Genomic DNA, 9,510 nt, shown 5'->3' with positions numbered 1-9,510 from the left:
CGGATCGCCGCCGGGTCCAGGTTCGGCGTGGACGGCGCCTTCGAACACCACGTCCGGATCCCGCTCACCGTCCCGGGCCCGGCCGCCGCCGAAGCCGTCGCCCGGCTGGCCGCCACCGCCGAACTCGCCGCCACCGGCCGCTGGAACGGCCTCGACAGCACCTTGCCGCTCGCGGTCTGACCCGCCATCAGCAGCCGTTGCGCCCGCGCCAACCCGTCACCGGCAGCGCGAACTTGGCCACCAGCCGGTTGGTGAACGGCGCCCGGTGCAGCCTGGCCAGCCGCACCGGCGTCCGGCCCCGGCGGACCTCCACCCGTGCCCCGGCCGGGAGTTCGACCGACCGGCGGCCGTCGCACCAGAGCACCCCGTGCGGGGTCTTCGGCTGCACCTCCACCGCCAGCACCGAGTTCGGCGAGGTCACCAGCGGCCGGGCGAACAGCGCGTGCGCACTGATCGGCACCATCAGCAGCGCCTCCACCTCCGGCCAGACCACCGGGCCACCGCCCGAGAAGGCGTACGCCGTCGAACCGGTCGGCGTGGAGAGCACCACCCCGTCGCAGCCGAAGTTGGAGACCGGCCGACCGTCCACCTCGGTCACCACCTCCAGCATCCGCTCCCGGGCCGCCTTCTCGACCGACGCCTCGTTCAGCGCCCAGCCCTCGTACACCACGTCGCCGTTGGTCCGCACCAGCACGTCGAGGGTCATCCGGTCCTCGATCTCGTAGTCGGCGTCCACCACCCGCTCGACCACCACCGCCAGATCGTCCCGCTCGGCCTCCGCCAGGAAGCCCACCCGGCCCAGGTTGATGCCCAGCATCGGCAGCCCGGACTCCCGGGCCAGCTCCGCCCCGCGCAGCAGCGTGCCGTCCCCGCCCGCGACCAGGATCAGCTCACAGCCGTCCGCGGCACCGTGCCCGCCCTCGACCCGCTCGACCCCGTCCGGCAGATCGAGACCGACCGCCTCGGCCGCCAGCAGCCGGATTCTGATCCCGGCCTTCAACAGACCCTGCACCAACGCCTCGACGCTGCGCAGCGCGGTCTCCCGTCCGGTGTGCGCAATCAGGAAGACCGTGCGTCCCTCGCCCATGCTGCTGCCCTCTCCCTACGCCTGCCGGGTCGCCGTTGCCCCGTGCGGCCACCGCGCTCGCGCTGACCGGACGTCTGCGTCGCACCCTATCGGGGCCCCTCCGCGACCGCCCGGTCCGCCTCCGCCGGGTCGAGCTGCGCGGCGTCCCGGCGCAGCCACAGGAAGTACTCCACATTGCCCGAAGGCCCCGGCAGCGGACTCGCCGTCACCGCCCGCACCCCCAGACCCGACGCCCAGGCCTGACCGGCCACCTGACGGACCATCTCGGCCCGCAGCTCGGGGCTGCGCACCACACCGCCGCTGCCGAGGCGCTCCTTGCCGATCTCGAACTGCGGCTTGACCATCAGCACCAGATCCGCGTCCTCGGCACAGCACCGCGCCAGCGCGGGCAGCACCAGGCCGAGCGAGATGAACGACAGGTCACCCACCACCAGGTCGACCGGCTCCCCGCCGATCTGCTCCAGGGTCAGCTCCCGGACGTTCGTCCGGTCCATCACGGTCACCCGGTCGTCGCTCTGCAACGACCACGCCAGCTGCCCGTACCCGACATCCACCGCGAGTACGTGCGCGACGCCCGAACGCAGCAGCACATCCGTGAAGCCACCGGTGGACGCACCCGCGTCCAGCGCCCGGCGCCCCTCCACCACCAGCCCCTGCGGCAGGAACGCCGCCAGCGCACCGGCCAGCTTGTGGCCGCCCCGCGAGACGTAGTCCGGGTCGTTCGCATCCGCTGCCACCACCACGGCCGCCGCCGTCTCCACCTGGGTGGCCGGCTTGGTCGCGGTGGTGCCGCCGACGGTCACCCGACCCGCCGCGATCAGCTCGCTCGCGTGTTCACGCGAACGGGCCAGCTTGCGGCGGACCAGCTCCGCGTCGAGTCGGCGTCGTGCCACTGCCACTGGGGTTCCGTCTCCTGTTACTGGTACGACCGGGTCTTACCGGTCAAGGGCGGCAAGCGTGTCCGCGAGCCGCTGGTGTACATCTTCGTACACCGCCACGTGCACTCCGGTCTCCGCCCCGTCCAGCTCGCCCAGCCGGGCCAGCACCGCATCCACCTCGGGGCGGCCGGTGGGGACGAAACCGTCCTCGCCGAGGTCAGTCACCGGCGGGCTTCCTGGGCGCGGCCTTCTTGGCGGCCGCCTTCTTGGTGGCGGTCTTCTTGGTGGCGGTCGTCTTCTTCGCCGTCGCGGTCTTCTTGACCACCGCGGTCTTCTTCGCCGGTGCGCTCTTCTTCACCGGTGCCGGCTTCACCGGGGGCGCGACCGGCTCGGGCTCCTCGTCCGCCCAGGCCCACGCCGGCACCTCCTCCGGCTCGAGCTCCGGCTCGGCCTCGGCCTCGGCCTCGGCCGGACGGACCTCCTCCTCCCAGCCGGCCTCGAACAGGCCGCCCGCGCGGGCCTCCTGAGCCGGCGTCGGAGTGGTCTCCTCCACCTCACGGAGCCTGCTCTCCAGGAAGCTCAGCACCACGCCGACCTTCACCACCTGGTCGCCGACCTTCTCGAAGACCCGCTCCACCTCGCCACGGGTCACCCCGACCGCCAGATCGAGCCCGGCCCGGCCGGCCGTCACGGCCTCCTCGGCCAGCGTCTGCAAGGTCTTCACCGACGGCGGGAACTGCTCAAGCGCCGCCACGTTCACCCCCGACCGCTCCAGCAGCCCGGCCACCCGCTTGCCGGCCTCCTCGGCGACCTCGGTGGCCACCACGACCACCCCACGCACCGCATCCCGCAGCATCTCGGCCTACCTCCTCCGTGCCGTCTCCGAACCCTCGCACCCGACGCTACCGTCTCCCGTGCCGCCGGGACGGTCCAGGCGGCTGCGATAGCGTGGGCAGCCGCAGCGCCCAGAGAGGGAGATCAGCAGCAATGGCCAGCACCGAGGAGTGCCGCAGCGCACTCGAGCAGCTCAGCCGCAACCTCGCCGGCACCAACGGCGAGGTCCGCCAGGCCGCCGCTCTCGACCGCTCGCTGACCTGCCGGATCACCGACCTCGACCTGACCTTCTCCGGCCGCCTCCAGGACGGCCGGATCACCGACGTGGTCGAGACCCCCGGCCCACCCCCCGCCAAGGCCGAGATCCGCCTCACCATGACCAGCGACGACCTGATCGCCATGGTCGGCGGCACCCTCAAGTTCGCCTCCGCCTGGGCCTCCGGCCGCATCAAACTCGAAGCCGGCTTCCGCGACCTCCTCCGCCTTCGCACCTTGCTCTGAACTTCGGCAGGCGCTCAGCCGTCTACCACCCAGGGGCTCGGGGAACTGCGACGCCGACCCATACAAGGTGATCCGTACGTAAATGGTCAGGCACTTTCGCAGTGACCCGAGCGCCAGATCTCCTCGCAGTTCCCCGAGCCCCTGGATAGTGCAACCGAGCCTCCTGCAAACGCTAGAAGCCCAGCTCGGCGAGCGCCTTCCGCCCGTCCAGCCCCGGCCCCGCCGTCCACGCGGCACCGCAGAGCGCCCGCAACCCGTCGTACCGGTCCTCCCCCGCGCCGGACACCCGCAGCACCCCGTCCTCCGCCCAGGCCCGCCACCCCCCGCACTCGAAGCCGCCGTCCACCGCGACCGCCGCCCGATGCACCGTCAGCAGCCCCCGCAGGTCCGCCGCCAGATACGTCGGCCGGTGCTCCACCGGAGCGTCCAGCAGCAGCGCGGGCGTCGTCACCCCGGTGAAGACCAGCAGGCTGTCCACCCCGCCGTTCCAGGCACCCTCGATGTCGGTGTCGAGCCGGTCGCCGACCACCAGCGGACGCTGCGCCCCGGTCCGGATCACCGTCTCCCGGTGCATCGGCGGCAGCGGCTTCCCCGCCACCTCCGGCTCCACCCCGGTGGCCGTCCGTACCGCCGCCACCAGCGTCCCGTTCCCGGGCGCGATCCCGCGCGCGGTCGGCACCGTCAGGTCGGTGTTCGAGGCCACCCACGGCAGGCCTGAGGCGACCGCGTACGAGGCCTCGGCGAGCTGCTGCCAGCCCACCGACGGGTCGTACCCCTGCACCACCGCGAGCGGCTCCTCGGCCAGCGAACTGACCGCCACCAGCCCGTGCTCAGCCAGCGCCTCGACCAGCCCGGCACCGCCCACGACCAGCACCTTCGCCCCGGCCGGGACCTTCTCGGCGACCAGCCGGGCCGCCGCCTGGGCAGAGTTGATCACGTCGGCCGGCTCGGCCGGGATACCCAGCTCGGTCAGGTGCTCGGCCACCACCCGGGGCGGCCGGGAGGCGTTGTTGGTGACGTACGCCAACCGCATCCCGCCGTCCCGGGCCACCGCCAGCGAGTCGGCCGCGTGGTCGATCGCGTTCGGACCGGCGTACACCACACCGTCCAGGTCGAGCAGCGCGGTGTCGTACTCCTCGGTCAGCGGGAGGTCGGATCCCCCGGGAGCGGTCCGTACCCGGCCGGTTGCTCCGGTCGCGGTCTCCGTCATACCCACTGCACCTCATCCTCGGTAGTCATCAGCTGTCACACCGTCAGCCGGTGTCCTGCTCTGCCTCGTCCTGGTACCCCGGGGCATCCGGCCGGAGCGGGCCGTACGCGCCGGCCCGGGCAGCCAGGGTCGCCCTGGTCTGCCGCAACGCCGCCCGGTAGTGCTCGGCCCCGGGGCGCATCGCGACCGCCAGCGCGAGATGCTCGGCCGAGGTCTCGAAGTCACCCAGCCGGGCCGCCGCCACGCCCCATCCGAACTGAGCGTAGTCGTCCGACGGATCGGCCAGCGCCACCGCCCTGAAGTTCTCCATCGCCTCCCGGAACCGCCCCGCGTCGAACAGCGCCCGGGCCAGCGTCTCCCGGATGCTCCGAGACTCCGGCTCCGCCTCGGCCGCCCTGGCCAGCAGCTGCACCGCCGCCGCCGGATGCCCCTGCCCCAGCAACTGCGCCCCGCGCCGGAACCAGTCATAGACCCCGCCCTCGGGGACCCCGTCGCTTCCGCTCATCCCTGCCCCAGCTCCCTCCGCCACCTGCCACCCGGTCCGACACACCCCTCCGAGCGGTCTCGGGCACTTGTGATCACTGAACAGCACATACCCGATTACCATGCCCAGGATGACGACACCCAGTGCAGACAGTGGAGCCCCAGCTCCGGCAGGCGGCCCCGGAGACCCCGGGCACGTCGCCACCGCGGGGCTGTCCCTCTCCCCGTTCCGTGGCCTGCGGTACCGCCCCGACCGGGTGGGAAACCTGGCGGCAGTCACCTCACCGCCGTACGACGTCGTGGATCCGAACCGGCGGCTCGACCTGGAGACCGCCGATCCGCACAACATCGTCCGGCTGATCCTGCCCCGCCCCGAACCGGACGACAGCGGCGACCGCCCCGACCGCGACACCCGGTACCGGCACGCGGCCCGGCTGCTCACCGACTGGCAGCGCGAGGGCGTCCTCGCCCCCGACCCGGAGGCCGCGCTCTACGTCTACGAGCAGCGCACCGACGGCCTGCTGCAGCGCGGACTGATCGGCTCCCTCGCGGTCAGCGGCCGGGAGGCCGGGGTGGTGCTGCCGCACGAGGACGTGATGCCCCGTCCGGTCGCCGACCGGGTCGGCCTGATGCGCACCACCAAGGCCAACCTCGAACCGCTGCTGCTCACCTACCGGGGCCACGGCGGCGCCGCCCAGGTGATCGAACGCACCGTCCTGGGCGAACCGCTGCTCACCACGACCACCGTCGACGGCACCCACCACCGGCTCTGGGCCGTCACCGACCCGGCCGAACTCGCCGAGGTGACCCGGGATCTGGCGACCTGTCGGGCGCTGATCGCCGACGGACACCACCGCTGGGAGATGTACCTCCGGCTCCAGCGCGAGCACCGTCATCTGCCCCGCAGCCCCTGGGACCGCGGCATGGTGCTGCTGGTGGACACCGCCCGCTACCCGCTCCGGGTCCGGGCCATCCACCGGGTGCTGTACCGACTGCCGATCGCCGAGGCCCTGGCCGGGCTGGGCGAGCACTGGCAGGTCAAGGAGGTGCCAGGCCCGCTGGAGCACGCCCTCCGGGCCCTCGCCGACGCGAAGCGACAGGGCGGCAACGCCTTCCTGCTGACCGCCGGCGACTCGGTCTTCCGGCTGATCAGCGAACCGGACGAGGCGCTGCTCACCGCCACCGTCCCGGCCGACAAGCCGGAGGAGTGGCGCCACCTGGATGCCACCGTCTTGCACGCCACCCTGCTCGACCACACCTGGCGGATCCCGGACGGCCCCGACGACATCGGCTACCTGCACGCCGCGGCCGCCGCCGAACGCGAGGCCGCCCGGACCGGCGGCACGGCCGTCCTGCTGCACCCGGTGGAGGAGAGCGTGGTGCGCCGGCTGGCCGAACAGGGCGTCACGATGCCCCGGAAGTCCACCTCCTTCGGCCCGAAACCGGCCACCGGACTGGTGCTCCGCAGCCTCGAACTGGGCTGATAAACGGGCTGAGACATGGGAATGGCCCCGACCGCGTGTGCGGTCGGGGCCATTCCCATGTGCTGTCCTGCGGTGTCAGCGGCGGTCGCCGGAGTCCCGGACGTCGTCGACCTCGTCGATCTCGAGGTCGTCCTCGTCGTAGTACTCCTCGACGTCCTCCTCGTCCTCGTAGATCACCTTGTCGTCGCCGGTGTCGTCCATGGCAATCCGACGGCGCGGGCGCTCCTCGACGATCTCGTCGTCGGCGTCCCTGTCGTCCCGCTCGTCCCTGTCGTCCTCGTCGTCCTCGTCGTCGGAGGCCTCGTCCGCGAGCTGGTCCAGCTCGTCGTCCTCGTCCTCGTCGTCGCCTTCGACATCCTCGACGTCCACGATCTCGCGGCCGTTCTCGTCCGCCATCTCGGGGTCGAGCGCGTCGGTGAACTCCAGGCCGTCGATCTCGGCGAGCCGCTCGGACGCGTTGGTCTGCCCGTCGGTGTCCGCCTCGGCCGCCTTGGCGAACCACTCACGGGCCTCGTCGCCACGGTCGGCCGCGATCAGCGCCTCGGCGTAGGCGTACCGCAGCCGAGCGGTCCACGGCTGGATGGTGTTGGAGGCCAACTCGGGGCTCTGCAGCGTCACCACTGCGGCCTCGTACTGCTCCATGTCGCCACGGGCACCCGCCGCGACCAGTCGCATCTCGACCTGGCCGGCCTTGTCCAGCTGCTTCACCTCGGGCTCACCGGCCATCGCCAGCGCCCGCTCCGGACGGCTCAGACCACGCTCGCAGTCCGCCATCACCGGCCACAGGTCCGCCCGACCGGTCATCCGCTTCGCAGCGCGGAACTCGGTCAGCGCCTCCGCGTACCGCTGCGTCACGTACGAGGCGAACCCCGCCGCCTCACGGACCGAGGCGACCCGGGAGGCCAGCCGCAGCGCGACGCGGGAGTACTGGTACGCCTCCTCGGGGTCGGTGTCGAGCGTCCGGGCCACCATCACCAGGTTGCGCGCGACATCGTCCGCGAGGGTCTTCGGCAGGCTCTTCAGGTCCTGACGGACATCGCCGTCCAGCTCGTACCCGGTGACATCCTCCGGAATCGGCAGCCGCTTGACCGGCTCGAAGTTGCCCCGCCGGTCGTCGTAGTCCGACCCCTCGTCACGACGCGGCCGGTCGTCACGGTTGCCGTACGAGGGGCGGGCGCCACGGTCGTCACGGTTGCCGTACGACGGGCGGCCACCGCGGTCATCACGGCTGCCGTACGAGGGACGGTCACCCGAGGGACGACCGCCACGGTCGCCGTACGAGGGACGGTCACCCGACGGGCGACGGTCACCGTAGGACGGACGGTCACCGGAGGGGCGACGGTCACCGTACGAGGGGCGGGCGCCACGGTCGTCACGGTTGCCGTACGACGGACGGTCACCACCAGAGGGACGGTCACCGAAGGACGGACGGCCGCCACGGTCGTCACGGCTGCCGTACGAGGGACGGTCACCCGACGGGCGACGGTCACCGTAGGACGGACGGTCACCAGAGGGACGGCCACCGTACGAGGGACGGTCACCGGAGGGACGGTCGTCGCGACGGAAGCCACCACCGGAAGGACGGTCACCGTACGAGGGACGGCCACCACGGTCATCACGGTTGCCATAGGACGGACGGTCGCCCGCCGGCCGGTCATCACGACGCGGCCGGTCATCACGGTTGCCGTACGAGGGACGGTCGCCGGAGGGACGGTCGTCGCGACGGAAGCCACCACCGGAAGGACGGTCACCGTACGAGGGGCGGGCGCCACGGTCGTCACGGTTGCCATAGGACGGACGGTCACCGGAGGGGCGACGGTCACCGTAGGACGGACGGTCACCAGAGGGACGGCCACCACGGTCGTCACGGTTGCCGTACGAGGGACGGTCACCCGACGGGCGACGGTCACCGTAGGACGGACGGTCACCAGAGGGACGGCCACCACGGTCATCGCGGTTGCCGTACGAGGGACGGTCACCCGACGGGCGACGGTCACCGTAGGACGGACGGTCACCAGAGGGACGGTCGCCGGAGGGACGGCCACCACGGTCATCGCGGTTGCCGTACGAGGGACGGTCACCCGACGGGCGACGGTCACCGTAGGACGGACGGTCACCAGAAGGGCGGCCACCACGGTCGTCACGGTTGCCGTACGACGGACGGTCACCGGAGGGACGGTCACCGTACGAGGGACGACCCCCACCAGAGGGACGGTCACCGAAGGACGGACGGCCGCCGCGGTCGTCACGGTTGCCATAGGACGGACGGTCACCCGACGGGCGACCACCACGGTCATCACGGTTGCCGTAGGACGGACGGTCGCCGGAGGGACGGCCACCACGGTCATCGCGGTTGCCGTACGAGGGACGGTCACCCGACGGGCGACGGTCACCGTAGGACGGACGGTCACCNCGGACGGTCGCCGGAGGGACGGCCACCACGGTCATCGCGGTTGCCGTACGAGGGACGGTCACCCGACGGGCGACGGTCACCGTAGGACGGACGGTCACCGGAGGGACGACCGCCACGGTCATCACGGTTGCCGTAGGACGGACGGTCGCCGGAGGGACGGCCGCCACGGTCATCGCGGTTGCCATAGGACGGACGGTCACCCGACGGCCGGCCACCACGGTCGTTGGAGAAACCCCCACGCGACCGGGGCTCGTAGCCGCGGCCGTCGTCCGATCGGCGGTCGGGACGGTCCTGGGGAGGGTTCGACATCGTGGTGACTCCTTCTGCTTCTTCTGCTCGACCGCGCGGCCAGGGCGACGACATCGCCCGGTGCGGTGTGGTGGGGCCCGCGTGGCCACACACCAGCTCCATTGTCCGGCATCCGGCCACCATCCGCTGTCGGGCGGTGGCCTGTGTGCTCCGGGAAAAACAAAAAAGGCCGTTGGCCCCAGCGATTCGCTGGGGCCAACGGCCTTTGAATACTTGTTCGGCGGCGTCCTACTCTCCCACAGGGTCCCCCCTGCAGTACCATCGGCGCTACGAGGCTTAGCTTCCGGGTTCGGAATGTAACCGGGCGTTTC

8 protein-coding genes, 1 rRNA gene and 2 pseudogenes are annotated in these 9,510 nt (G+C 72.1%); 3 read left to right on the top strand and 8 right to left on the bottom strand.

Features of this window, described 5'->3' with window-relative positions:
* Positions 1-180: pseudogene (locus ASC99_RS40195) on the top strand (PLP-dependent aminotransferase family protein); the annotation flags it as partial.
* A 7-nt stretch (positions 181-187) separates the two neighbouring features.
* Here ASC99_RS40195 and ASC99_RS08480 read toward each other — a convergent pair.
* The 4 genes from ASC99_RS08480 to ASC99_RS39670 form a co-directional block, all read right to left on the bottom strand.
* Positions 188-1,087, bottom strand: coding sequence for an NAD kinase (locus ASC99_RS08480; RefSeq protein WP_057230021.1), 900 nt, complete (start codon positions 1,085-1,087; stop codon positions 188-190).
* Between the two features lie 86 nt (positions 1,088-1,173).
* Positions 1,174-1,980, bottom strand: coding sequence for a TlyA family RNA methyltransferase (locus tag ASC99_RS08475; RefSeq protein WP_057230182.1), 807 nt, complete (start codon positions 1,978-1,980; stop codon positions 1,174-1,176).
* A gap of 42 nt (positions 1,981-2,022) precedes the next feature.
* The gene (locus ASC99_RS38360) at positions 2,023-2,190 is read right to left on the bottom strand and encodes a hypothetical protein (protein WP_157531440.1); all 168 of its coding nucleotides are present in this window, start codon (positions 2,188-2,190) and stop codon (positions 2,023-2,025) included.
* Positions 2,183-2,821, bottom strand: a complete 639-nt coding sequence (locus ASC99_RS39670) for a hypothetical protein (RefSeq protein WP_057230019.1) — start codon at positions 2,819-2,821, stop codon at positions 2,183-2,185. Before ASC99_RS39670 ends, ASC99_RS38360 begins: the two co-directional genes overlap by 8 nt.
* Before the next feature lie 131 nt (positions 2,822-2,952).
* On the opposite strand from ASC99_RS39670, the gene ASC99_RS08465 reads away from it, so the two are divergent.
* On the top strand, positions 2,953-3,300 hold the full coding sequence (locus tag ASC99_RS08465) for a sterol-binding protein (protein WP_057230017.1): 348 nt from the start codon (positions 2,953-2,955) through the stop codon (positions 3,298-3,300).
* Positions 3,301-3,472: 172 nt separating this feature from the next.
* Here ASC99_RS08465 and ASC99_RS08460 read toward each other — a convergent pair whose 3' ends face one another.
* Positions 3,473-4,510: an HAD-IIA family hydrolase gene (locus tag ASC99_RS08460; protein ID WP_057230014.1), complete on the bottom strand. Its 1,038-nt coding sequence runs from the start codon at positions 4,508-4,510 to the stop codon at positions 3,473-3,475.
* A 43-nt stretch (positions 4,511-4,553) separates the two neighbouring features.
* Positions 4,554-5,015: a tetratricopeptide repeat protein gene (locus ASC99_RS08455; protein ID WP_057230012.1), complete on the bottom strand. Its 462-nt coding sequence runs from the start codon at positions 5,013-5,015 to the stop codon at positions 4,554-4,556.
* A 109-nt stretch (positions 5,016-5,124) separates the two neighbouring features.
* Between ASC99_RS08455 and ASC99_RS08450 the strand changes: the two genes are divergently transcribed.
* The gene (locus ASC99_RS08450) at positions 5,125-6,477 is read left to right on the top strand and encodes a DUF1015 family protein (RefSeq protein WP_082598181.1); all 1,353 of its coding nucleotides are present in this window, start codon (positions 5,125-5,127) and stop codon (positions 6,475-6,477) included.
* Between the two features lie 407 nt (positions 6,478-6,884).
* Here ASC99_RS08450 and ASC99_RS08445 read toward each other — a convergent pair.
* Together ASC99_RS08445 and rrf are read right to left on the bottom strand one after the other, a co-directional pair.
* Positions 6,885-7,557: pseudogene (locus ASC99_RS08445) on the bottom strand (hypothetical protein); the annotation flags it as partial.
* 1,857 nt (positions 7,558-9,414) lie between these two features.
* Positions 9,415-9,510, bottom strand: a 5S ribosomal RNA gene (gene rrf, locus ASC99_RS08440); the annotation flags it as partial.

Origin of the sequence: Kitasatospora sp. Root107 (genome assembly GCF_001424875.1) — a bacterium.
Lineage (GTDB): Bacteria > Actinomycetota > Actinomycetes > Streptomycetales > Streptomycetaceae > Kitasatospora.
The sequence above is the reverse complement of the archived record's forward strand: the minus strand, read 5'-3'. Positions and strand labels throughout refer to the sequence as shown.

What these genes read in the sequence shown, in the direction of transcription:
- ASC99_RS08480 (WP_057230021.1), bottom strand. Translation starts at nt 1,087, where the DNA reads ATGGGCGAGGGACGCACGGTCTTCCTGATTGCGCACACCGGACGGGAG.
- ASC99_RS39670 (WP_057230019.1), bottom strand. Translation starts at nt 2,821, where the DNA reads ATGCTGCGGGATGCGGTGCGTGGGGTGGTCGTGGTGGCCACCGAGGTC.
- ASC99_RS08465 (WP_057230017.1), top strand. Translation starts at nt 2,953, where the DNA reads ATGGCCAGCACCGAGGAGTGCCGCAGCGCACTCGAGCAGCTCAGCCGC.
- ASC99_RS08460 (WP_057230014.1), bottom strand. Translation starts at nt 4,510, where the DNA reads ATGACGGAGACCGCGACCGGAGCAACCGGCCGGGTACGGACCGCTCCC.
- ASC99_RS08455 (WP_057230012.1), bottom strand. Translation starts at nt 5,015, where the DNA reads ATGAGCGGAAGCGACGGGGTCCCCGAGGGCGGGGTCTATGACTGGTTC.
- ASC99_RS08450 (WP_082598181.1), top strand. Translation starts at nt 5,125, where the DNA reads ATGACGACACCCAGTGCAGACAGTGGAGCCCCAGCTCCGGCAGGCGGC.